This is a genomic window from Peterkaempfera griseoplana (assembly GCF_001418575.1).
Lineage (GTDB): Bacteria > Actinomycetota > Actinomycetes > Streptomycetales > Streptomycetaceae > Peterkaempfera > Peterkaempfera griseoplana.
Genome location: NZ_LIQR01000094.1, coordinates 1 through 23,720, shown reverse-complemented (window position 1 = coordinate 23,720; position 23,720 = coordinate 1). Strand labels below are relative to the sequence as shown.

Below are 23,720 nucleotides of genomic sequence, written 5' to 3'. Positions count from 1 at the left end.
CCCATCGGCCCATCGACCCCGCCACCCTGCGCCTCCAGGACGACGAGCTGCGCGCCGCCGGATACTTCCCACCCGAGGAAGCCCTCACCATGCTCCCCGAGGCGACCGCCCTGCGCCTGCAAGCCGCCCTGGACGCCGCCTGCGGTCCCCACACCGCCGTACTGACCGCAGGCCGCCCCGCACCGACCGACAAGCGGAACTACTACACCCAGCTGCCGGCACCGATGACGGCCGCGACCGTGGTGGTCACCGACACCGACGGCCGGATCCTGGTCCTGGAGCCGACCTGCAATGACCACCTCGAACTGCCCGGCGGCATGGTCGAGGCCGGCGAGTCGCCCGCCGAGGGCGCCGCCCGGGGACTGCGCGGGGAACTCGGCCTGCGCACCCCCGTGGGCCGGGTCCTGGCCGTGGACACCTCCTCCGGCGCAGGCACCACGTACGGGCCGGCACTGACCTGCTACGTCTTCGCTCCCGACCCGCTCACCCCGCAGCAAGCGGCAGAGCTGGTCCTCGACCCCGCGGAGATCCGCGAAGGCCTCTGGCTCACCCGCACCGAAGCCCAAAAGCAGCTGCCACAGCGACTCGCCGACCGCGTGGACGCCGCGCTCCAGGCCCGCGCGGCAGGCACCACCATCCACCTGACCGACCGCCAACCGGAACGGCCGCCCACGACCCCCGGCCCACGCCCCCCACTCCGCGACCACGCACCCGTCGAAGCGGCGGCCGACGCCGTCCGCATCGAGGAGGTCTGACCTTGGTGCCCGAGCCAGCACGCCGTTCCGAGATCACCGAGCGAGACCGCGGCCCGAACGGGGTACCGCCGGAGGCAAGTCCGACAGGCCCAGGACCGGATCCGGTCGCCGCGCGGTCCGCCATGGTCGCACGGCTTGAGCAGTCCGGCGTCCTGCACCCAGGGCGCGTACGCGACGCGCTGCTGGCGCTGCCCCGCGAGGTCCTCATGCCACAGGCCTATGTGCGGCGCGGCGTCCCGGGCGAGGTGCCGCCGCGGTGGGACCTGCTGGACTGGGCAGTTCCGCAGGAGCGCGAGGAGTTGCTCGGTGTGGTGTACGGGGAGAGCAGCGTGCTGATCCAGCACGACGGCGAGCGGATCCTCGGGCGCACGGCCGGGTCCCGGTCGGGCGGGGTGATGACGTCGATGTCGACGGTGATGAGTCTGACCGCGGCCCTGCTGCAGCAACTGGACCTGCGGCCGGGGCATCGGGTACTGGACGTCGGCACGGGGGCCGGAGTGACGGCCGCGGTGGCCTGCCACGCGTGTGGGGACTCAGGGATGGTCACCTTGGACCGGGACTCCCATGTCGCGGACGCCGCCCGGGCCCGGCTCGCCGATCTCGGCTACCGGCCGACCGTCGTGCAGGGCGACGGCGAGCACGGATGGCCGGACGCGGGCCCGTACGACCGGATCTTCGTGTCGTACGCCGCGCCGCGCGTTCCGCAGGCGCTGGTCGACCAGTTGGCTACCGGAGGCCGGCTGCTGATGCACCTCACCACCGCATCCCCGTCCTGGCCTGGGCTGGCCGTGATCAGCCGTGGACCGGACGGTCGGGTCGAGGGCGAGTTGCGGGCCGTGGAGTTCGCGCACCGCGCCGGCCACGGCGTGGCACGGATCTTCCTCGACCGGGACTTCCGCGGCCGGATCGCTGCCGGGGCGGATGCCCGGACACGGACGAGTCAGGTGGCCCCGCCGGGTGACACCGAGCGAGGTCTGTGGCTGGCAGTCGACCATCTCCGCGGAGGGCTGGTACGCGACTTCACCGCTGACGCCCTGGTGATCGGCGCGCCGGTATGCGGCTCGTGGCTGCGGGTGACACCGGATGGGCACCGGCGCTGGACGGTGACCGCCTCCGGCCGCCGCGACATCTGGACCGAGATCCAGGACGTTGCCGCACGATGGCGCGCGGCCGGCGAGCCCTCCACCTACCGGCTGTCCATCGGGCCAGGCGGCGTACAGACGGTGGCCGCCCCGTCCGGCGGCCTGTCCTGGCGGCTCCCCTCCCGTTCCATCCGCACGATGAGCCCGTCCAAGCACCAGTCCCGCGGCACCCATCCCTCTGCGGACGTGCCCTCACCCGCCTGAGATGTCCCTCCACAAGCAACCTCACGGAACGGGAGACGCAGATGACGAACATCGTCCTCATGTCCGACCCGCGCGTCGGCGCCATCCCCGTCGCGGACTGCGCTGAGCCGCTCGTCGACGTCCATGGAGCCCTGCTGATCGACAACCGCAGAGCCGACCCAACCGGCGCCTACGCCCATGTGCGCCAGGGAGTCCTCGACCGGCTCCTTCACGCCCAGTCGCTGCTGCCCGACGGACTCCGTCTGCTCTTCGTCGAGGGCTACCGGCCGCCCATCCTGCAACGGCGCTACTTCAACCACTACTCGGACGAACTGCGCACAGCCAACCCCACCTGGCCGCAGGACCGGATCCGCGCAGCCGCCAGCCGGTACGTCTCCCCTCCCGAGATCGCCCCCCACAGCGCCGGCGCCGCCGTCGACCTCACCCTCGTCGACGCCGACGGCACCGAACTGGACATGGGCACCCGCGTCAACGCGGACCCCGAGGAAAGCAACTGCGCCTGCTACACCGACGCCGACTCGATCAGCCCACAAGCCCGCAGCAACAGAACCACCCTGGCCACCGCCCTGAACACCGCCGGGCTCGTCAACTACGGCACGGAGTGGTGGCACTGGAGCCACGGCGACCGTTACTGGGCACTGATGACCAACCAGCCCACCGCCCTGTACGGACCACGCGACCTTCCCTGACCTCATCCGTCCCGTCGGCTGCCTCCCGCAACGCATGCCGGAAGCCGGAGCAGCCCGCCCGCCTCGCCGACTCTCTTCAGCAGGGAACGCCGAACAGCCCAGCGAGCAATGCTCAGGACTTGTGGATCGGTGCGGGGAGGGACGCGGAGGGCGTACCTTCCCGATGATCCTTTGAAGGTCTCCGAGTAGGCCCGCGTTGCAGCGCGGGTCGGGAAGGCACGCCCGTGCTCAGCGTAGTCACCGACGACGGCTCGACCCAGTCCGGCTCCCTGATCGACGAGGTCGTCCGAGAAGGCGCCCGTCGCATGCTCGCCGCCGCCCTGGAAGCCGAAGTCAACCAGTACATAGCCGAGTTGGCAGCGGAGACCGACGAGCGCGGGCACCGCCTGGTGGTCCGCAACGGCCACCACCGGCCCCGCACCGTGGTCACCGCCGCCGGTCCGGTCGAGGTCAAGGCCCCGCGGGTGAACGACCGCCGCGTCGACGACACGACCGGCGAGCGCAAGCGGTTCTCCTCGAAGATCCTTGCTCCGTGGTGCCGCAAGTCGCCCAAGATCTCCGAGGTGCTGCCGCTGCTCTACCTGCACGGACTGTCATCGGGGGACTTCGTGCCCGCCCTGGAGCAGTTCCTCGGCGGCACCGCCGGCCTGTCGCCTGCCACGGTCACCCGGCTGACCAAGCAGTGGAGCGACGACCACACCGCCTTTCAGGACCGTGATTTGTCCGATCGCGACTTCGTCTACGTCTGGGCCGACGGCGTGCACCCGACGGTCCGACTCGGCCAGGCCCACTCATGCGTCCTGGTCCTGCTCGGCGTCCGGCTGGACGGCACCAAAGAGCTGAGCGCCAGTACACTTCCCGTGGGACTGTCCGGGACAGCCGTGGCACACTTCGCCGAGCACGATGGACCTCGGCCGGATCTTTGCCGCGCTATCCGACGCGTCCCGCCGCCAAGTGATCAGCGACTTGCTCAACGAGCCTGCAGGGACGGTGCGGACCTGTTGGTCGTTCAACCTGCCAGTGGCGAAGTCCACGCTGTCCCACCACTTCAACGTGCTGCGCGACTGCGGTCTTGTATCCAGCGTGAACAGGGGAAACCGCCGCGAGGTCGTCCTGCGCAAGGAGGAATTGGACTCCCGGTTCCCCGGCCTGCTCGACCTGATCAAGGCCGACAGGCCAGATGCGACGCACTCTTGACCCAGCCCGCCGATACCGATCTGGTCAGCCGGTCCTGACGGCGAAGGGACCGATTCGCCGAAAGGTGCAGATCTTCTGAATCCTGTGATCAGCGGGTTTGCCATTGGTGCCTAGTCACGGAAGTCCACGTGGTGCGCACCTCCGCGCCGGAAAAGCCGATCAACGGCTACAGACTTCGCCGACCAGCGCAGATTTCGACCGCGCAGCAGGGGCTATCGCGCACCAAACTACGACAGTGCAGGTCAACCAGGGCTCATGGCACCCTCAGAAGATCTGCACCCGTTTGAGAACGGCGTCCTCGTCGAGCATGTCAAGAATCACGCAGCATGAGTGGCATGCCAGACTTCCCGGATGACCAACGCGAAAGACACCGTCCGCCAGTTCCTTCTGCAGGTGCGATCGGGGCTGCACCCGGACCGAGCCGATCGCTTCATGGCCAGCCGGGTCCAAGCCCATCAGGTCGCCGCTGAGGCACCGGTTGTCGTGGAGCGCACACCTCAGCAGTACACCGAACACGTCCAGGAGATGCTCGAAACATACGGCGACTTCACACTGACTGTGGACGAGCTCATCGCTGAAGACGATCGGGTCTACGCCCGCTGGACCCAGATCGGAAGACACGTTGGACCGATCGACCACTACCTGCCTACTGGTGCACAGCTCACGGAGATGGCCAGCGCGGTCTACCGCGTCGAGGACGGCCTGATTATCGAGTACTGGATCCAGATTGACCGGCAAGGAATCACTGCCCAGCTGGAGCGAGCTGCTGCTGAGCACTGATACAGACTCGATCCACAGATATTGACAATTACTCGTGGAGACGCTCGCCCGGATCGAGGCGCTGAACGCCGTGACGTACGAGGACTACCAGCAGGCCAAGAAGGCGCTCGCCGAGAAGAAGGCCGCTGCCGGCTGACCCGGCGACGGCATGTGGGAGGGGCCCCGAACCGGCGCGCGGTTCGGGGCCCCTGCCTGTGACTGAGCGCTTCATTTGGCGGATGAGCACCGTAGTCGGCGGAACTGAGCGTCGTGGCTGACAGGTGTCTGGGGTGTGCTGGCCAGCAGCCTGGGGAACCCCGCGTCGCGGGTGGAGGCCAGCGGGCTGGCACCGTGAGCGTCGGGCACCGTGCACAGGCGCAGGTAGACGCTCAACAGGCGCTTGACGCCGGTCACGCCGCCGCTTTCGCCTGAGCAACGGCTGCCGCCGCGAGGCCGCGGACGAAAGGGTGCGGCCGGGCGCCGTCACCGGCGAGTTCCGGCTGGAAGAGGGTGGCGAGGAAGAACGGGTGCTCCGGCAGCTCGGCGATCCGAACCTCGCCGTCGGTGTCGGTGCCGGTGAACTGCAGCCCGTGGGTGCGCAGCAGCTCCACATGGTGCGGGCTGGCGCCGAAGTTGCAATGGTAGCGCTCGACGGATTGCTCAGCACCGATGAGCGCTTCGGCGAGGGAGCCTGCGGTCACCTCGATCGCGCCCTCGTGACCGACCAGGGAGCACGCAAGCGGCACCACCACAGCGTCGGCCGCCGACGTGTCGGGCGCGTTCTCCGCATGGCCAGCCGTTGCCAGCCCGGCCACGTTGCGGGCGTATTCGAGCAGGACATGCTGGAAGCCGGCGCAGGTGCCGAGCAGGGGTATGTGGTTCTCGCGGGCGGTGCGGATGGCCGCTAGCGCGCCGACCTCGCTGCGGTAAGGGCTGCCGGGCAGCACCCAGATCGCATCGAACCCGGCCAGGGTCATGTTGTCCGCAATGTCCTGCGTAGGGATCCAGTACGCGTCCAGATCCAGGCCGTCACGCTCGCGCAGCGCGTCGAGCAGGCCCGGGATGCGGGTGTGGGAACGGACGTGAGGCGAGCGGTCGCCGACCAAGGCGACGCGGGCGGTGTGTGTCATGCCGTTCATCCTCAGGCGCCCCCCAGCATCACGTCCAACGATGATCCCTGCATCGAGTATCAGCAATACTGATACTCATGGATCCGCAGCAGCTCCGTACTTTTGTCGCCGTGGTCGACCACTGCTCCTTCTCCGCCGCCGCCCAAGCCCTCGGCTACACCCAGTCCGCGGTCTCGCAGCACATCGCGAGCCTTGAGACCGATCTGGAGGCGCCGCTGCTTACCCGCCGCCCGGTAGCGCCGACCCAAGCGGGCGAGCGGCTACTGGAACACGCCCGGCCGCTACTGCTGCGCCTGGACGCGGCGCGGGCCGACGTCGCGCGACTGCGGAAGGTGCGCCGGGGGCGACTCGCGGTGGCCTGCACACCAGGCGCGCTGACGCCCGCCACCACGCTCGCGCTGGTACGCGCCCGCACTGCAGCCCCACAGCTCAAGGCCTCGGTGCAGGTGTGCGGCCGCACCGAAGCGGTCCAGGCGGTGCTGACGGGTGCAGCGGACCTGGCTCTGGTCGACGGCGCGGTGGCACCCAGCGATCCGCTGCCACTGCCCGACGCCGGGCCCCTGACCGCCTTTCCCGTCAGCGAGGAACCTCTCGCAGTGCTACTGCCCGCTACCCACCCGCTCGCCGGCCGTCCGGCGCTACGGCTGGCCGACCTTGCCGTCGCCCGCTGGATCGACGCACCCGACGCCGCCGTACCCCTGGGCCAGCTCCGGGCCGCTGCCCAGTCCGATGGCTTCGGCCACCAGCTCACCTACACCGGAACCGACATCCGTGGTCTGTCCGTCCTGGTCGCCGCGGGAGCCGGCCTCACCACTGCCGCCCTGCCCGCAGCCGGAGATCTTCTCGGCATCGCGGCCGTACCGATCATCGAGCCGCGCATCGTGCACCGCACCGAGCTCCTTCACCCCCGCACACCCACCACCCCGGCCGCCGAACTCGTCGACACCTTGCGGGCCGCGCAGTGATGGCAGCGGAGTCGGCACGCGCCATGTCCGACCCGCCTTAGCCTCCCCGTTTCAGTTGGGTTGGCTGAGCTGGGCTGACTGTGGCGGGCTGTGGCTGTCGGCGGGTGGGCATGGCTGGGGCCAGGCGCTCGGCCGGGTGCTCCAGGGTTCCTCGGGTCGTGGGTGAGCAGAGGCAGCGCCGCTGATCAGGTGGCTGGCCTTGGTAGGGCCGCGAGGCAGGCGAATGCGTGGGTCAGCTCATGCCGCCAGGGCCAGCTGGCGGCGATCCGGAGGTGGAGGCGACGAGACGACGAGCTTGGGGTGCGACCCGGTGGTGTGCACGCGGAAAGTGCCTTCCTGCTGTGGTGACGGAAGCCCTAGACAAGCCTCATCATCCCAGCTCAGAAGGCACTCTCGCGTTACCGCTCAGGATCCGGACGCCACCGCAAGTGAAACGCGGAGGTTAGAGGCTGCGCGGATAGGCACGGTTTCTGGGTCGTCGGCTTGGGCTGTTGTACCAGCGGCGGGTGCTTCAGACACGGCGGATAAGGTTACGCACAGTAGGCTTGCAAACGCTCCTTGTACTTCGAGGCGCTCGCTCGGCAGGTCATTGTGTTCTCACCGTCCGGTTGTGGCCACGGCCTGTCACGGACTCGGATGCTGCGATGAAGGCTTGTACGAGGGGACGGTTGTCTCCTCGGCGGGTGGCCATGAAGATCCGGCTCATTGTGGGAGGCCCGTCGAGTTCAAGACGCTGGGCACCTGCGGGGAGCAATGTCGTGACACTGTAGGGGGCGATGGTGACGCCAAGGCCGGCGGCGACGAACATGATGATGGTGTGCCAGTTCGAGCACTCTTGCACGACCTGGACGTCGATGCCGGCGTCACGCAACAGCTGTGTGTTCACGTCGAACGCCTGGGCTCCCGCTGAACGCGGGAACAGGATCAGCGGGTCAGTGGCCAGCGCTGATGCTTCCACATGATCAGCCCTTGCGGCTGGGTGGTCTGTGGGGACGACGGCCACAAATCGTTCCGCTGTCAGCGGGGAAAGGTCAATGTCGTCTCGCTCATCAGCATCCCGCACGATCCCGATGTCGGCCGTGCCCCGCTCCAGAGCCGCCAGGACATCGACGGTGAAGCCGTCGTGCAGTTTGACCTGGACGTCTGGGCGGCAGCGGGAGAATTCACGGATCCGTTCGCTGACGATCGCGGTCGCGGAGGTGATGAAGGCGACATCCAGGCGACCGGCCTCGCCGCGTCCGACACGGCCGGCCTCGTCGAGGTCGGCCGCCAGGCGGCCCAGAAGGTCCCTCGCCCGTGGCTGAAACGTCGCTCCTGCGTCTGTGAGGCGGACGCTTCGAGAGGTCCGCCGGAACAGCTCAACGTCGACGATCTTCTCGAGCTGCCTGATCTGCTGGGACAGGGCGGGCTGAGCGATGTTCAGCCGCTGGGCGGCACGGCCGAAGTGGAGTTCCTCGGCCACAGCCAGAAAGTACCGCAGGTGGCGGAGCTCGATTCGCTGATCCATAGTTCAAGCTTATTGATATGGGCTACTGCTTGTATTGGACATATGGGTATGGGGGAGCGGAGGCTGGCGGGGAACTACGCCCGAAGGGAAACCCGTCTCATGCCGCACACCTCTGCTCCCACCGTGGTCTCCTCGATCGCCTCGCAATGTGATGCCGACGCGTTCCGCGCGTTGAACGAGGAGTGGATCTCTCGCCTGTTCACCCTGCAGGAAGAGGACCGGGCGGTTCTCGGGGATCCGTTCAGCCGCATCGTGGGCCCGGGCGGTGATGCGCTCCTGGCGCGCGAGCGGGGCAGCGGCGCTGCTGTCGGTTGCGTCGCGCTTTTGGCTTATCCGGACGCCGTGTTTGAGCTGGCGAAGATGGCCGTGGCCCCCGCCGCGCAGGGACGCGGCGTCGGCCGCCAACTCGTAGCCGCAGCGATCGACCGTGCCCAGGCACTTGGTGCGGCCCGACTGTTCCTCGGCACGAACAGCAAGCTGGCTCCCGCCATCCACCTGTACGAGGAAGCCGGGTTCGTCAGGATCACCCGCAGCCGTCTCCCCGTGGTCGACTATTACGCCCGCGCCGACATCCTCATGGAACTGAGGTGACGCCCCGGCCCGGAGCTCTGAGCGGCCGCGGTAGAGGTCCCCCACGTGCCCGGACCGGCCCATGGCACCCCGTCGCGCAGTGGCCGCGAGACCTTGGCCTGGGGAACTCCTCTTCCAAACGTCATGCTCATTGTGATCGAGTGGGACGGCTTCAGCTGGCACTGCCCCGATGGCCCGACGCCACCGGCCCACCCCTCCAGAGCGACTACTGATCCACCCATAAGCCATGATCGGTGATCACGGAGTTGCGGCGCTCTGTGATCATCAGGAGACTCATGCCTACGCTTCCCTTATGGCTGACCGAACCGCTCTGGGACCAATTCGCGACTCTGCTGCCGGCGCGGCCGGCCTACGACCCGGCCCACCCGCTGGGCTGCCACCGCCGACGTATCAGCGACCGGATCATCTTTGAAAAGATGCTGCAACTGCTGCGCTTCGGCTGTTCTTGCGAGGCGATCGCCGACACGACGTGCTCGGCCACCACGATCCGCAGCCGCCGCGACGAGCGGATACGACTCGGCGTCTTCGCCCGGCTCAAGCAGATCGCGCTGGAGTCCTACGACCGGATCGTCGGTCTCGTCCTCGATCAGATCGCCGTAGACGGCTCCATCACCAAGGCTCCTGGAGGCGGCGAGGTAGCCGGGCGTTCAAGAGGGGGCTGACGATTGATAACTCCGCGATCTGGTGGCCTGGTTCGGCCATAGGATCAGGGTGTGACGGATGAGACGGCGACAGCGCTCGGGGAGGTGCTCGCCCGGCTGCTGCCGCAGCTGGATGAGCGGCAGCGACGTCTGACATTGACGACGTCCTCGACTTCGACATCCGACTCGGAGACCAGGAGCTTCCCTTCTCTTGGCAGGTGGGCGACCAGGTCCTCGTCTTTCCCGACCAGGAGCCGCTGTCCGCGCCGGCGCTAGCCTCGCGCTTTCACGAGGCGGGCGTCTGAAGGCTGCCCCGAAAATAGAAGAGTGCCTCTGACCTGGGACGATTGGGCTTGTCGAAGGTCCATGTCGTCGCAGGAAAGAAGCACTCTCCAGGTGAAGAAGGGTAGCGGGTCGTACCCGCCTGTCCGCGTCCAGGGCGATGGCCGGGGCGTGGTCGCGCAGGCCGGTGCGGTGCTGATGGTGGAGACGGCCCGCCGGGCCGGGCTGGACGCGGCGCTGGCGGCGGCACTGGCGCCCTGGCGCAAGCCGAGGACCGTGCACGACCCGGGCAAGATCCTGCTGGACCTGGCGCTGGCGACCGCATTGGGCGGGGACTGCCTCGCAGACGTGGGCGTGCTGCGGGCCGAGCCTGCCGTCTTCGGCCCGGTCGCGTCCGACCCAACCGTCTCCCGCCTGATCGACACGCTTGCTGCTGCCGGCCCGCGAGCCCTGGCGGCGATCCGGCGGGCGCGGGCCGAGGTCCGCGAGCGCGTCTGGCGACTGGCCGAAACGGCGGCCCCCGACCGCGGTGGCGAGGTGGTCGTGGACATCGACGGTGTGCTGGTACTCGCGCACTCCGAGAAGGAGGACGCGGCTGCGACCTGGAAGAAGACGTTCGGGCATCATCCGCTGTTCGCGTTCGTCGACCACGGATCCGCCGGGTCCGGCGAGCCGGTGGCGGGCCTGCTGCGGCCGGGGAACGCGGGCAGCAACACCGCCAGCGACCACATTGCCGCCGCACGGCTCGCGCTGGCCCAACTGCCGACGAAGTACCGCCGCGGACGGCGGACGCTGGTACGCACCGACTCCGGCGGCGGCACCCACGAGTTCGTGAACTGGCTCGCCGCCCGCGGACGCTGGCTGTCGTACTCGGTGGGCATGACCATCACCGAGGCCATCCACCAGGCCGTGCTCCTGGTGCCGGCCTCGGCCTGGACACCGGCGGTCGAGCCCGGCGGCGAGGTTCGCGACGGCGCTTGGGTCGCCGAGCTGGCAGGTGACGTCCTCAAGGGCTGGCCGAAGGGCATGCGGCTGATCGTGCGCCAGGAACGGCCGCACCCCGGAGCCCAGTTGCGCTTCACCGACGCCGACGGGATGCGCCTGACCTGCTTCGCCACCAACACCACCGGCACACCGATCGCCCAGCTGGAACTGCGGCACCGCCAGCGCGCCCGGGCGGAGGATCGTATCCGCGCCGCCCGCGGCACCGGCCTGCGCAACCTCCCACTGCATCGCGCCGCGCAGAACCGGATCTGGCTGGAGATTGTCCAGATCGCCCTGGACCTGCTGGCCTGGATGCCGATGCTCGCCCTGACCGGCGAGGCCCGCCGCTGGGAACCCAAGCGGCTCCGGCTGCGGCTGTTCTCCGCCGCCGGACAGCTCGCCACGACCGGCCGCCTCCTCTGCCTCCGCCTCGCCCGGCACTGGCCCTGGACCCACCTGATCATCAGCGCGTTCGACCGCCTACAAGCCAGATGCGGGAGCCCAGGCCGAGGCGGCGGGCGACCTACACCCGACCCCACGGGGTCAGGCACCTGTTCGCCGCCTACGACCTGGGCAAGGATCAGCTCTACGGCCACATCAAGAAGACCAAGAACCGCTCGAAGTTCCTGGAGTTCTGCCGCTACCTGCGCAGCCTCCACCCGGCCGACGTGCGCATCGCCATCGTCTGCGACAACTACTCCCCGCACCTGACCACCAAGCGCTGCCGCAGAGTCGCCGACTGGGCCGAGGCCAATAACGTCGAGATCGCCTACACCCCGACCAACTCCTCCTGGCTCAACCGCATCGAGGCCCAATTCACCGCCCTGCGTTACTTCACCCTCGACGGCACCGACCACGCCAGCCACAAGGAACAGGGCAGCGTGATCCGCCGCTACATCATCTGGCGAAACAAGCACGCTCAGGACGAGCGCCTACGCGAAATGGTCAACAGGGCAAACGTTGCCTGATGCGGCACTAGTGGGGCATGTCCGGCAACGTGCTGACCCGCGCCATGCTCGGCGAGGCGACACCGACCGACACCAGCGACGCCTGACCGCACCCACCGGCCGTCATTCGGCCAAGACAGCACCTTGAAACCGAGGGCCGCCGGGTCGAGCGACCGGCCACACGGCCTCGTTCATCCGGGGGTCGGTGAGATCAGCGAAGCCCTTCATGGTGTCCCGTACTCGATCGGTCGGCGGTGTCCGCCCGGGTGCGGGGACGGGGACGGGGCACGGCAGCGGTCAGCCCCGGGTCGAGCCGCTTGTCCTCGCCCTCGGCACCCGGGCCGCCCGCCGCACCGCCACGTCCTGGCCGGCTGAGACCCGGCACCCCTGCCAAGGCTGACGCTCCGCGGGCCGTCAACCTAGAGCGCTTGTTCCAGCAGGCCCACGGCCAGGTCGGCGATCCGGTCGGGGCTGGGGGCCGCGTCGAGTTCGGCTCCCCGCTCCTCCGGTTCCAGGGGTTCGAGCGTGGCGAGCTGCGAGTCGAGGAGCGAGGTCGGCATGAAGTGGCCGGTGCGCAGGCCGAGCCGCTGCGCGAGCAGCTTTCGGTCGGCCGTCAGGTGGAGGAAGAAGGCGCCCGGGCAGGCCGCTCGCAGGACGCCCCGGTAGCGCCGGCGGAGTGCGGAGCAGGCGACCACGGCACCGGTGCCCGCCACGTCGCGCTCGTGCAGCCAGCGGCCGATGGACTCCAGCCAGGGCATCCGGTCGGCGTCGTCGAGCGGCTGGCCGGCCGACATCTTGGCGATGGCGGCCGGGAGGTGGAAGTCGTCGCCGTCCGCGAAGGGGACGCCCAGCCGCTCCGCCAGCAGGCGGCCCACCGTGGATTTGCCGGCCCCTTCGACGCCTGTGACCACGACGCACGGGGATCGCTGTTCAGTGCGGCCTGTCATCCGACAGCGCTCCCGGGATGAAGCAGGTCGCTGTTCCCCCCTTGCGCAGTCCGGCGCCGCCGGGCAGGCGGCCCGTCAGATCCGGCCGGGTACTCCTCCAGGGGGACGAGGTTCTTCTCCCATGCGCTCAGGACGGGGGTCAGGACCCGCCATGCCTCCTCGGCCTCGTCGCCGCGGATGGACAGGGCCGGATCGCCCGTCATGACGTTCAGCAGGAGCTGGCCGTAGGCGGGCAGGTCGGGCGGTTCCATCCGTGCGGTCAGCGAGAGCCGGGCGAGGACCTGGGCGCGTGCGCCGGTGCCCGTCATGTCGAGGGTCATCCCCTCCGGCTCCAGTTCGAAGCGCAGCACATTGGGCAGGGCCTCGCCCTCGTTGCCGAAGGGCAGGTGGGGCACTGGGCGGAAGCGCACCGCGACCTCCTTGCGGGCCTGCCCGAGCGCCTTGCCGCTGCGCAGCCGGAACGTCGTGCCGGACCAGCGCCAGCTGTCCAGTTCCAGTTCGACCTCGGCGAAGGTCTCCGTGCGCCGGTCGGGATGCACGCCCTCCTCGTCGGCGTAGGAAGGAATGGCGTGGTCGCCGATCCGGCCGGACAGGTAGCGTGCGCGGCGCGTGCGGTGCACGACGTCGTGGTCGGTCAGGGGCCGTACCGACCGCAGCACGTCGACCTTCCGGTTGCGCAGGTCCCGCTCGCCCAGGGTGATCGGCGGTTCCATGGCGACGAGGCACAGCAGTTGCAGCAGGTGGTTCTGCACCATGTCCTTCAGCGCGCCGGTGCCGTCGTAGTAGCCGGCCCGGCCTTCCAGGGCGAGAGTCTCGTCCCAGACGATCTCCACTTCCTCGATATGGGTGCTGTTCCAGATGGGCTCCAGCACGCGGTTGGCGAGTCGGCTTCCGAGGACGTTCTGAACGGTCGTCATGGCGAGGAAGTGGTCGACCCGGAAGACCGCCTGCTCCGGCACGAGACCGACGAGCAGCCGGTTGAGTTCCCGCGCACTCGCCAGGTCCTCGCCGAACGGCTTCTCCAGCACGATCCGGCTGCCCGGCGGCAGGCCTGTCTCGTGCAGGGCTGTGACCATGTGCGGGAAGAGACCAGGGGGAAGGGCGAGATACACCGCGATCGGGTCGTCGCCTGTGAGGACCGCAGCAACGTCCGCGGCACTGGTGACGTCGGCCTTGCGGTAGCGGGCCGAGGCCGCGACGGCCCTGCGCGCATCGGCGGGGCAGGAGTCGCCGTGGCGGTCGAGCTGATCGGCGCACCACTCGCGGAAGCGGTCGGTGTCCCAGTCCTCCCGGCTCGCGCCCGTCAGCTCGAAGTCGTCGCCGAGGTGCCCCGCGGCCCGCAGGGCGGCCAGGGCCGGGAGGAGGTAGCGGGCGGTGAGGTCGCCCGTCGCTCCGAAGACAGCGAGTCGTCTGATCACGCCCGAGCACCTGCCCTGGCCCGGGCGAGGTTCACTCCACTGGCGATGATCCCGATGTGGCTGAACGCCTGGGGGAAGTTGCCCATGAACTCTCCAGAGGTGGGGTCGATCTGCTCCGGCAGCAGCCCCAGCGTGCTCGTACGGGCGCACAGCGAGGCGTACACCTTCTCGGCCTCGTCGATGCAGCCCTGAGCGGTCAAGTTGTCGGCCAGCCAGAAGCTGCACAGCACGAAGGCGCCCTCGTCTCCGGGCAGGCCGTCGGGCGAGTCCTGGTGCAAGTAGCGGTAGAGCAGGCCGTCACCGGCCGACAGGCGCTCGGCGACAGCCGTGGTGGTCGCGACCATCCGCGGGTGGTCGGCCGGCACCACGTGGCGCAGCGGGAGCGCGAGCAGGCTCGCGTCCAGCGCTCCGCCGCCGTCCAGGTGCGCGCTCAGCGTCTGCGCGTCCTCGTCCCAGGACTGCTCCAGGATGAGCCGGCGCAGCTGGTCGGCCGAGGCACGCCAGGCCGAGGTGGGTCCGGGCAGCCCGAGCCGCTCACCGATGGACGCGGCGCGGTCCAGGGCCACCTGGCACATTCCGGCCGAGTAGGTGAACACCCGCCCCGGACTGCGCACCTCCCAGATCCCCTGGTCCGGCTGGCGCCACGCCTGCTGCGCGGTGTCGGCGAGCCCCGCCAGGCCCGCCCACAGCGCGGCAGGCACCTGCTCGTCCCTGCCCAGCCCTTGGTCGGTGCGCAGCCACTGGTCGGCGCAGTCGAGGATCTCGCCGTAGAGGTCGTGCTGGCGCTGGTCGGCCGCACCGTTGCCCCACCGCACCGGGGCGGAGCGGCGGTACCCCTCCAGTTCGGTGTCCTCGATCTCGTCGGGTACGGCGCCGCCGTCGAGGTTGTACATGATCAGGGGGCTGCGGCTCTGCTCCACGGCGTCGAGGACCCAGCCGAGGAAGGCGTCGGCCTCACCGGTGAAACCGATGCGCCGCAGGGCGAACACGGCGTAGGCGGCGTCGCGGATCCAGGCGTAGCGGTAGTCCCAGTTGCGGATCCCCCCGATCGGCGCGGGCAGGGAGGATGTGGGCGCCGCGACCACGGCGCCGTTGGCCCAGTCGTCGCACAGCTTCAAGGTGATGGCGGAGCGCCGGACCAGCGCCTCCTGGGGGCCGGAGTAGTCGAAGTGCCTCATCCAGCGCCGCCACGCGTCGGCGGTGTCCGCCAGCATGGCGTCTGCCTGGAACCGGTGGTGGCGATGGAAGCGGCCCCAGGACAGCACGAGGTCGAGGTGTTCGCCCTGTTCGAGGTCGTGGGTGGTGTGCAGGCCGGTCAGCGGCCGGTTGGAGCGCAGGTGCAGGCGCAGGTCCGGCCGGCGCGCGGAGCGCAATTCCAGGCCGCTGAACAGCCCCTGCACCGTGGCGCCGCCGCGGGGTTCCAGGTCCACCTGGAGGCGGACGTGCCCGGACAGGACCACGGCCGACCTGACGAGTTCGTGCCGGCCGACGGGAGCGTCGTCGGTGAGGTCGGCGCCGCGCCGCACGGCCAACGCGTCGGTGACCCGCACAAGCCCGGTGGCACTGCGCAACTCGGTCGTCAGCACACCGGTGTCGGGCTCGTAGCGCTGCCGCGCCTCCACCACCTCTTCCGGCGCGACGGTGAAGTGCCCGCCGCGCGCGTGGTCGAGCAGGCCGCAGAACAGGGGCTCGGAGTCGAACCGGGGCAGGCACATCCACGGGATCGAGCCGTCCAGGCCGACCAGCGCGGCCGTCGAACCGTCCCCGATGAGGCCGAGGTCCTCCAGCGGCAGGTAGCCCTCCCGCCTTCCGACCGGGCGGAACGGGGGATCGGGATCGTGCATGGCTCCTCGCTTCCGCAGCGCCGGAACTGCCGTCCGGCCCACGGCCCGGGTCCGGAGGGACAGCGCCTAGAACGTGATCAGCACCTTCACGACGTCTTCGAGTTTCTTGTCCGAGACCTCGAAGGCCCGCTCCATCTCGTCGAAGGCGAACGTGTGGGTGGTCATGTGCGTGGGATCGAGCCGCTTCGCCTCCAGCACCCGCAGCAGCCGTTCCATGCGGAGCCTGCCTCCGGGGCAGAGCCCGGTTGCGATCGTCTTGTCCGCCATACCGACACCCCATTCGACACGGGGAATCCGGATGAACTCGCCCTCGCCGAAGTAGCCGACGTTGGAGATCGTCCCGCCGGGCTTGGTGATCTTCACAGCGGTCTGGAAGGTGATGTCGGCGCCCAGGGCCTCGATGGCGGTGTCGACCCCCTGGCCGCCGGTCAGCTCCTGAATCCGCTCGACGACGTCCTCGCTGCTGAAGTCCACGATCTCGTCGGCGCCGTACTCCCGCGCCAGTTTCTGCCGGCCGGCGACCGACTCGACCCCGATGACCCGGCCGGCGCCGCGGAGCCTGGCCCCCGCCGTGGCCATCAGACCCACCGGCCCCTGCGCGAGGACGGCCACGGTCCCGCCGATCGGGATGTTGCCCTTCTCCGCCCCCATGAATCCCGTGGACAGCATGTCGGCGCAGTAGACCGCCGCCTCGTCGCTGAGGGAATCGGGGATACGGGCGAGATTGGCGTCGGCGTCGTTGACGTGGAAATAGTCGGCGAACACCCCGTCCTTGCGGTTGGCGAACTGGAATCCCCCGAGCGCTTCGCCCGACTGCGACGGGAAACCGTTCTGGGAGGCCAGATCACCCCAGTCGGGGGTGATGGCACCGACCAGCACCCGGTCGCCGGGCCGGAAGTCCTTCACCTCGCTGCCCACGGCGTGCACGATCCCCACCGCTTCATGGCCCAACGTCAGGTTCTTTCTCGGGCCGATACCACCTTGAACGGTGTGGGAGTCGGATGTGCAGATCAGCGCCCTGGTCGTCTTGACCACGGCATCGCCCGGACTCGGCTCGGGAACGGGCTTGTCCATGAAACCCACCCGGCCGATCTCCTTCATCACGAACGCCTTCATCCGCCTGACCTTCCTGCCGGCTCATCCGTTGTCCGCGACAACGGCGTGCCGGCCGGCTCGGCTCCGGCATCCGGCCTGCGCCGTTCGCTTCCGCCACTGTCGCAGCGTCGAAGCCGGCCCGCGACCCGGCCGCACCGTGGCCCGCGACCGGCGCCGGGCGGACGGTTTCACCCGTGCCGGACGGCGCCGCGGTCATCCTGCTGAACAGGCCCGCGCGCCCGCGCCACCTGCCCCCGGCAGCGAAGAGAGCCCTGCTACCGTCGGGTTTTCGCGCACGCAAGGGCGGAGGACGCTGTGGGCCACAAGGGTGAGAGAGCCTTCTGGACTCGACACGGTTTTCAACCCCTGCGGCTATGCGGCCATTCGATCTTGCCAAGCGGTTCGTGTCGCCATCGGGGTCTGGAAGCCAGTGGCCGAGTGGATCCTGCGCTCGTTGTAGTCCCTGATCCAATTTTGGATGTCGCGTCGGGCGGTGGCGCGGTCGGGCCAGCTGCCGCGGCCGATCTCGCTCTTGAGCGTGGCGAAGAACGACTCCGCTGCCGCGCCGTCAAGGCAGGAGCCGGCAGGCCGGCGACACGGTCGGACTCGATCAGCGTGCCGTCCAAGATCACGTGTGTCATGCCCTCGCGTCGGCAGCGGTCCGGGACCTCGTGCAGGTCAGGGGCCTGGTCGACGAGGATGTCGATGCCCTCGTGGAGGTAGCGGTAGCCGGTGGCCTGGGACACGCCCGCGTCGCGGGCCAGGCAGTGCACGCAGCCGCGCTCACGGAACCAGCGCCGCACCAGCACGGCCTGCCGAAATGGGCTCAGCGCCCGCGATCCCCTGGGGGTGCGGATGCAGCGCCGGTGCGCGGCCAGCAAACGCGCCAGGTATTCCACGACGTGGCGAGGGACATCGATCCCGGCGCGGTAGTTCACCAACGCCTGTGCCTTTCCAAAAGAGTCAGCCGATTTTGTGAGTGCCGTCCGAAAGCCGGGGCCTTGGGCGCGGAGGCAGGGACCAACTCAGGGCTTGAGCCGGTAGTGGTAGGTGTGCGAGACGCGGAATCCGACGCGGTCATACAGCTGACGCGCGACGTGGTTCTCGTCCATGACTTGCAGGTACAGCTCGTCGGCACCGCGTGCTGCAGCCCAACGGGCACCGACGTGCAGAATCGCGGTGGCGATACCCTGCCGCCGGTGCGCGGGGTGCGTAGCCATGCAGAAGACCCCAGCACAGTCCGGGGAGGCCACGATGAGTCCGATGCCGGCCACCCGGTTGCCGTGTTCGACGCTGAGGTAGGCGGCGGGGCCGGAAATACGTGCGAGGACCTGGTCTGCGGCCTCCTGACTGTTCTTGTGGCCGTCGAGGGTGACGTAGGCGTCCAGCCACTGGCGGGTCGGGTGCTCCGCGACCGTCACCTCCAACGGCACCGCGGGGCGGGAACCGGTGATCACGGTTGCGGCCGGTGCGACGCACACCAGGGTCGCCGCGTCCCGTCGGTATCCTCGCGCGGCGAGCAGCGTGTCCAGCGCGGCGTGCTCTTCCGCCGGAGCTACCTGGATGGCGACCGGCATCCCCCGGGCGGCATAGAAGTTCTCCACCCGAGATAGGGCCGTCAACAGGCCTTCTTCCCTCACCAGCGGCAGGGCGGAGTTCGACCGGCGGCGCGGCACGTCCGGCGTGTGCCGCAGAAGCCAACCGTCCTCCTCCAGAGCCTCGGCAGCCGGCCATGCGTGCGCCGCATACCGCTCGATCAGCCATGTGTCGATCAACGTGCTCTCCTGTTCGGTTCTGGGCATTCATCGCCCGGGCGGCGTGAGCGGTGCTGAGGCGTGTCCTGTGCCCTGGTGCCCGCGCCGACGGGGCACCGGCAGGATGGCGTGAAAGGATCACTAAGGTCCACCACGCATTGCTTCACTGACCTGTTAGGAGCACTTGATGTTGGATCCGGTGCGGCTGCTTCTGCTCCGGGAGCTTGCCGACCGCGGGACCATGACGGCGGTCGCCGCCGCCTGCGGCTACACCTCCTCTGCGGTGTCCCAGCAACTCGCAGTGCTGGAACGTGAAGCTGGGGTGCAGCTGCTGGAGCGGGTCGGGCGCCGGGTCCGTCTCACACACGAGGGGCTGCGTTTGGTGGCGCACGCTCGTATCGTGCTCGGCGCATTGGAAACCGCGGAGCGCGATCTGCGAGCTGGGGGCACCCCACGCGGACCGATCGATGTTGCATGCTTCTCGACCTTCGCTGCGGTGCATGTGGTCCCTGCCCTGGTCGCTGCTCGCGAACGGCATCCCGACCTGCAGGTCTCGCTCCACGAGCTGGAGCCGCCCGAGGCCCTCTCCGCGCTCCGCGCGCGGCGCTGCGAAGTAGCCGTCTGCTACAGCTACAACCTCACGCCCGCCCCGCCCCCGGCCGAACTCGATGTCCATCCGCTGGCCATCGAGCCAGTTCTCCTCGCTCTTCCAGCCGACCACGCCTGCGCGGCGGATAGGGATGGACGCCCAGTGGACCTGTGTAACCTGACCGACGCGCCCTGGATCGTCGGCTCACGAGAGGACGGCAGCGCCGCCCTGGTCCAACGCGCCTGCGCGATCGCTGGCTTCCCACCCCGGATCACGCACGCGGTCGACGACTACCAGCTCGTTCTCCGAATGGTGGCCCACGGACTCGGGGTGGCTCTGGTGCCGCAGCTCGTGGCACACGCCCACGGCCCAAGCTCCGACGTCGTCCTGCGGCCGGTTGCCAACACGGAGCTCACCCGGGCCGTCTACGCCATGACCCACCCCTCGCTCGGCGCCAGACCGCCGATTGACGCTGTACTTGACCTCCTGCGTATTCGTTGAGAAAACCTCAATGGCAGAAGATCGGACTCGCCCGCAGCCAAGGTCCGCTCCACCACCCAGCGGCGACGCTTTTCGCCGCGCCCGCCTGGTCATCGCGGACGAGCCCACCTCAGCCCTGGACCCGGCTGCCGAGATCGCCTCCTTCGACCGGATCCGCGCCATTGATGAGGCTTTAATCCCCAGGGCTGCTCACGTTCCTCACTTGGTTGCTTGCTCAACAAAGGAGGGTGGACTCCGCCTCCGTCATCGACCGGGGCCAAGGTGCCCGAAGGGGCGAGGATGGCCAGCCGGGCTCAGCTGGCGGAGGCGTGGGCCGGGGAGCGCACGCTGGTGGGGCATGGCTCGGCGGCTGGCTCCGGATGGTCCGAGAGCGCCGACTCCGGTCGGGTGTCCGCGGAGTCCAGGCGGAGCATGGCCTCCTCGTCAGGGGTGCCGGGGGCTGCCTGGTAGACCACCATCCGCTGGCCGCCCGTCCGGGCCACTCGCATGACCTCGTAGGTCAGGGTCATCGATCCGACCTTCGGATGCCGGAAGGACTTCTGCCCGCCACCGCGCTCGCACACGTCGTACTGTTCCCAGAGCCGTGCGAATTGCGGTGACTTCAGTACCAGTTCGCCGACGAGCGTCGTCAGTTCGGGGTCGTCCGGGTCGGCCCCGGCGACCGCGCGCAGATGCGCCACCGAGAGCGCGACCGTCTCCTCCCACGGCTCGTAGAGTGTCCGGCCTACTGGGTGGAGGAACACATAGCGGGTCAGGTTGCGCTGGTCCTCCGGCCAATCCCAGAGCCCGGGCATCAGTCGTCGGCCGGGCTGGTTCGCGGCGAGTACGCGGTTGTAGCGGCTCACCACATAGGCGGGCAGCGGGCGCACCGACTCCAGCATCCGCACTACCGAGTCGCGGACGGTGTGGTCCGGGCTGGCTGGTAGTTCGGAGGGCCGGCCGGAGGCCAGCTCCGCGAGCTCGTGCAGGCGTTCGTAGCCGTCGCCGCGCAGCCGCAGGGCGCGGCCGAGGGCGTCCACGACTGCGGGGGAGGGGTTGGTCTCCCGGCCGCGTTCCAGGCGGATGTAGTAGTCGACGCTCACTCCGGCCAGCGCGGCCAGTTCCTCCCGGCGCAGTCCGGGAGTGCGGCGCAGGCCCCCGCCGGCCGGGAAGCCGACATCCTCCGGCCGTACCTGCGCCCTGCGGGCCTTCAGGTATCGGCCGAGCTCGGTGCCTCTCGTATCCGCTGCTGCCATTCGGCCATTGTCGCAGGCGGTCAAGGAGCGTGGGGGGCCGTGTCAGGGCCTGGAACGCCGCACCCCGGGCACAGCGCGGTCTGCCGGGCGGCCGCGCGCGGGCCGAGAGTTGATTCCGGAGCGGGCGGCCCGGCCGCCGGGGTCCAGGGGGTGCGAGACACCGGACCGCGGCCCCGGCGGGCTGCGACCGCCCGCCCGGTCATCTCTGATGAGCCGTCACCTGTACTTGTCCAGAAGGTCACCATGCCGGTCATCCCGTCCCGACGCCCGTCTCCCTCCATCGCCTCCGCCCCTGGGCAAGACTCCGCCCCATCGATGCCCGAACTGCGGCGACGGCAGCCGGATCGAGCCCAACCAACTGCGCCGCCTGCCGAGGCCCCCGCCGCGCCGCGGCGGAGCGGCGTCGCGCTGGTCGCTTCGCTTCTCGGCTTCACAGTGATCACCATCGACGTCTCGGCCGTGAACATCGCGCTTCCTGCGATCCGGGACTCCCTCAGCGGCGGGATGTCCGGGCTGCAGTGGGTGGTTGACGCGTACACCATGATGTTCGCGGCCCTGATGCTCTCCGCGGGCGCCCTCGCCGACCGCATCGGCGCCCGACGCGCCTATGCCTGGGGCGTCGCCCTGTTCACCCTCGCCTCCCTTGGCTGCGCGCTCGCGCCCGGCATCGGCGTGCTGGTCGGCGCGCGCGTGGCGCAGGGCGCCGCCGCCGCGGTCGTGATGCCGGCCTCGCTGGCGCTGATCCGGCAGGCTTACAAGGACGCCCGGGCGCGTGCCCGCGCGATCGCGCTGTGGACAGTCGGCGGCTCGGTGGCGATGGCCGCGGGTCCTGTGCTGGGCGGGCTGCTCACCGACTCGGCCGGCTGGCGGGCGGTGTTCCTGCTCAACCTCCCGGTGGGCGCGGTGATCCTGGGCCTGCTGGTACGGGTGCCGCACTCCCCGCGTCGGCCCGCCGCGCTGGACGGAGGCGGCCAGCTCACCACCGTTCTGGCCCTGGCCGGGCTGGCCTTCGCGGTGATCGAGGGGGGTCACCTGGGCTGGACCAGCGGCCCCGTGCTGGCCGCCGCCGCGCTCGCCCTCGCCTCCGGGTACGCCTTCCGCGTGGTGGAGGCCCAGCACCGCCAGCCCATGGTCCCGTTGGGCATGCTGACGGACCGCCGGGTGGCCGTGCCGCTCGCCATCGGTTTCGCCGTCAACGCCGCCTTCTACGGCGGGATCTTCCTACTGGGGCTGTACTACCAGCAGCTGCGCGGCATGTCGGGGATCGCGGCCGGGCTGATGTTCGTCCCGATGTCGGCGGTGGTGACGGCAACCAACCTGGTCTCGCCGCGACTGGCCGAGCGGATCGGGCGGCGGCCGGTGATCGTCGCCGGGCAGCTGGTCTTCACAGCAGCGATGCTGGCCATGCTGCCGCTGGCCGCGCACACCCCGGTGTGGCTGGTGCTGGTCCTGCTGCTGCCGCTGAGCGTCGGCGGGGCGCTCGCGGTGCCCGCGCTGACCGCGCTGCTGATGGACGCCGTCCCGCAGGAGCGCGCGGGGACCGCGTCTGGGTTGCTCAACTCCTTTCGCCAGACCGGCGGTGCGCTTGCCGTCGCCCTCTTCGGCAGCCTGCTCTCCGGCCCCGGCGGCTTCTCCCTCCCGGGCATGCACATCGGTCTCCTCGCCGTCGCCGCCCTCCTCCTCGCCACCGCGGCCCTCTCCCGCCTCTTCCTGCCCCGCGGCTGATCCCATCAATCGGCTCCACTCGCCCCGTACAGCCGCTCCAGGCCCACGAGCACGACCTCGCCGCGCCGCCCCGCCTCACGCAGTTCGGGGGTGAACCTCGTTCGCGTATCGGGCGATACGGGCGCAGTTTGTCATCACCTCGAGCAAGAACAAGGGGCAGCCCTCTCGGTCGCCGGCGTCCATCGCGTCCTCTCCGAGGGCAGCGCGGCCGACGGCACGGACTGAATGTCACACACAGATAAGTTGCAGCGGCACGGCCCAGCACACACGGATGGGGAATCAGGGTGAGCAGGTCTGGTGACCCGCTGAGTACTGGGTGGGGAAATTCAAAGAGCGCCAACACCATGGCGGGCGGCGAGCAGAGCGTCGTCCTGGTCACCCATCGGCGGAACTGCCGGGCCAGCAGGGTGCCCATGCCGTCGGGCAGGGTGGAGATGATGGAGTCGGCTCCCGCGTAGGAGGCGGCCTGGTCGAGGTCTGCGGCATCGGGGCTGCGCCCGGGCTGGCCGATGCCGATGTTCGTGGCTGCGGTGAAGGGCCACCGCTCGAATTCCTGGTTGAGCAGGCTGATCTGTTCGAAGACCTGCTGCCGGTCGGCGTCGGCGAGGTCGACCCCGTCCCATTCGATCCGGCCCGTGTCGGGCAGGTGCAGTCCGGCGAGCAGCTTGACCAGGGTGCTCTTGCACGTCCTACAACGCATCGCCAGCCACGGCCAGATCACCACCACCCAGCGATACCTCCACCCCAGCAAGCGCGCCATCGAGCAAGCCGGCGACGCCCTCAGCACCCACCTCTCCACCACCCCGCCCCCTCCCACAC

Annotated in this window: 18 protein-coding genes and 5 pseudogenes; 13 read left to right on the top strand and 10 right to left on the bottom strand. The window is 69.7% G+C overall.

The genetic code is table 11. The features are described from left to right. The 5 genes and pseudogenes from AOK09_RS07755 to AOK09_RS07735 all read left to right on the top strand — a co-directional run. The coding region (locus tag AOK09_RS07755; RefSeq protein ID WP_157875824.1) for an NUDIX hydrolase at positions 1 to 755 on the top strand (755 nt) is incomplete at its 5' end. Between the two features lie 122 nt (positions 756 to 877). Beyond that, the gene (locus AOK09_RS07750) at positions 878 to 2,101 is read left to right on the top strand and encodes a methyltransferase domain-containing protein (RefSeq protein ID WP_063795877.1); all 1,224 of its coding nucleotides are present in this window, start codon (positions 878 to 880) and stop codon (positions 2,099 to 2,101) included. 41 nt (positions 2,102 to 2,142) lie between these two features. Then, positions 2,143 to 2,790, top strand: coding sequence for a M15 family metallopeptidase (locus tag AOK09_RS07745; RefSeq protein WP_055586374.1), 648 nt, complete (start codon positions 2,143 to 2,145; stop codon positions 2,788 to 2,790). A 224-nt stretch (positions 2,791 to 3,014) separates the two neighbouring features. After that, positions 3,015 to 3,638: pseudogene (locus tag AOK09_RS37425) on the top strand (transposase); the annotation flags it as partial. Between the two features lie 700 nt (positions 3,639 to 4,338). Then, on the top strand, positions 4,339 to 4,767 hold the full coding sequence (locus AOK09_RS07735) for an ester cyclase (RefSeq protein ID WP_055586372.1): 429 nt from the start codon (positions 4,339 to 4,341) through the stop codon (positions 4,765 to 4,767). A gap of 389 nt (positions 4,768 to 5,156) precedes the next feature. Here the strand turns inward: AOK09_RS07735 and AOK09_RS07730 are convergent, their stop codons facing one another. Continuing rightward, positions 5,157 to 5,876 carry a CTP synthase C-terminal region-related (seleno)protein gene (locus AOK09_RS07730; protein WP_055586371.1) on the bottom strand — a complete coding sequence of 240 codons (720 nt, stop codon included), beginning with the start codon at positions 5,874 to 5,876 and terminating at the stop codon, positions 5,157 to 5,159. Between the two features lie 77 nt (positions 5,877 to 5,953). On the opposite strand from AOK09_RS07730, the gene AOK09_RS07725 reads away from it, so the two are divergent. Beyond that, on the top strand, positions 5,954 to 6,841 hold the full coding sequence (locus AOK09_RS07725) for a LysR family transcriptional regulator (protein ID WP_055586370.1): 888 nt from the start codon (positions 5,954 to 5,956) through the stop codon (positions 6,839 to 6,841). A gap of 586 nt (positions 6,842 to 7,427) precedes the next feature. Here the strand turns inward: AOK09_RS07725 and AOK09_RS07720 are convergent. Continuing rightward, complete coding sequence (locus AOK09_RS07720) at positions 7,428 to 8,348, bottom strand: LysR family transcriptional regulator (protein ID WP_055586369.1); 921 nt, start codon at positions 8,346 to 8,348, stop codon at positions 7,428 to 7,430. Positions 8,349 to 8,447: 99 nt separating this feature from the next. Between AOK09_RS07720 and AOK09_RS07715 the strand changes: the two genes are divergently transcribed. The 4 genes and pseudogenes from AOK09_RS07715 to AOK09_RS07700 all read left to right on the top strand — a co-directional run. Then, complete coding sequence (locus tag AOK09_RS07715; protein ID WP_055586368.1) at positions 8,448 to 8,939, top strand: GNAT family N-acetyltransferase; 492 nt, start codon at positions 8,448 to 8,450, stop codon at positions 8,937 to 8,939. Between the two features lie 275 nt (positions 8,940 to 9,214). Next, positions 9,215 to 9,589, top strand: a pseudogene (locus AOK09_RS07710) (transposase); the annotation flags it as partial. Positions 9,590 to 9,976: 387 nt separating this feature from the next. After that, positions 9,977 to 11,353 (top strand): annotated as a pseudogene (locus tag AOK09_RS07705) (IS1380 family transposase); the annotation flags it as partial. Further along, positions 11,341 to 11,814, top strand: a pseudogene (locus AOK09_RS07700) (transposase); the annotation flags it as partial. The pseudogenes AOK09_RS07705 and AOK09_RS07700, both read left to right, overlap by 13 nt. A gap of 398 nt (positions 11,815 to 12,212) precedes the next feature. Here AOK09_RS07700 and AOK09_RS07695 read toward each other — a convergent pair. From AOK09_RS07695 to AOK09_RS07675, 6 genes are all read right to left on the bottom strand, one after another. Beyond that, on the bottom strand, positions 12,213 to 12,740 hold the full coding sequence (locus AOK09_RS07695; RefSeq protein ID WP_063795876.1) for a gluconokinase: 528 nt from the start codon (positions 12,738 to 12,740) through the stop codon (positions 12,213 to 12,215). Next, positions 12,737 to 14,158 carry a glucose-6-phosphate dehydrogenase gene (locus AOK09_RS07690; protein WP_055586366.1) on the bottom strand — a complete coding sequence of 474 codons (1,422 nt, stop codon included), beginning with the start codon at positions 14,156 to 14,158 and terminating at the stop codon, positions 12,737 to 12,739. Before AOK09_RS07690 ends, AOK09_RS07695 begins: the two co-directional genes overlap by 4 nt. After that, positions 14,155 to 16,002, bottom strand: coding sequence for a glycoside hydrolase family 15 protein (locus AOK09_RS07685; protein WP_055586365.1), 1,848 nt, complete (start codon positions 16,000 to 16,002; stop codon positions 14,155 to 14,157). The genes AOK09_RS07690 and AOK09_RS07685 overlap by 4 nt, the downstream gene beginning before the upstream one ends. Positions 16,003 to 16,068: 66 nt before the next feature. Beyond that, the gene (locus AOK09_RS07680; protein WP_055586364.1) at positions 16,069 to 17,118 is read right to left on the bottom strand and encodes an NAD(P)-dependent alcohol dehydrogenase; all 1,050 of its coding nucleotides are present in this window, start codon (positions 17,116 to 17,118) and stop codon (positions 16,069 to 16,071) included. 351 nt (positions 17,119 to 17,469) lie between these two features. Then, entirely contained in the window at positions 17,470 to 17,754 is a 285-nt protein-coding gene (locus AOK09_RS43590) for an integrase core domain-containing protein (RefSeq protein WP_079062835.1), read from the bottom strand. A gap of 368 nt (positions 17,755 to 18,122) precedes the next feature. Beyond that, entirely contained in the window at positions 18,123 to 18,872 is a 750-nt protein-coding gene (locus AOK09_RS07675) for a GNAT family N-acetyltransferase (RefSeq protein WP_055586363.1), read from the bottom strand. 166 nt (positions 18,873 to 19,038) lie between these two features. On the opposite strand from AOK09_RS07675, the gene AOK09_RS07670 reads away from it, so the two are divergent. Beyond that, positions 19,039 to 19,941, top strand: coding sequence for a LysR family transcriptional regulator (locus AOK09_RS07670; RefSeq protein ID WP_055586362.1), 903 nt, complete (start codon positions 19,039 to 19,041; stop codon positions 19,939 to 19,941). Between the two features lie 293 nt (positions 19,942 to 20,234). Here AOK09_RS07670 and AOK09_RS07665 read toward each other — a convergent pair whose 3' ends face one another. After that, complete coding sequence (locus AOK09_RS07665) at positions 20,235 to 21,176, bottom strand: helix-turn-helix domain-containing protein (protein ID WP_055586361.1); 942 nt, start codon at positions 21,174 to 21,176, stop codon at positions 20,235 to 20,237. Between the two features lie 435 nt (positions 21,177 to 21,611). Here AOK09_RS07665 and AOK09_RS07660 point away from each other — a divergent pair, with 435 nt between their 5' ends. Both AOK09_RS07660 and AOK09_RS40725 read left to right on the top strand, forming a co-directional pair. Then, on the top strand, positions 21,612 to 22,901 hold the full coding sequence (locus tag AOK09_RS07660) for an MFS transporter (RefSeq protein WP_055586360.1): 1,290 nt from the start codon (positions 21,612 to 21,614) through the stop codon (positions 22,899 to 22,901). 284 nt (positions 22,902 to 23,185) lie between these two features. Further along, a complete protein-coding gene (locus tag AOK09_RS40725) occupies positions 23,186 to 23,359 on the top strand; it encodes a hypothetical protein (protein WP_169797000.1) in 174 nt (57 codons plus the stop codon). A gap of 44 nt (positions 23,360 to 23,403) precedes the next feature. Here AOK09_RS40725 and AOK09_RS41790 read toward each other — a convergent pair. Further along, positions 23,404 to 23,601 (bottom strand): annotated as a pseudogene (locus AOK09_RS41790) (ATP-binding cassette domain-containing protein); the annotation flags it as partial. Positions 23,602 to 23,720: the final 119 nt, after the last annotated feature.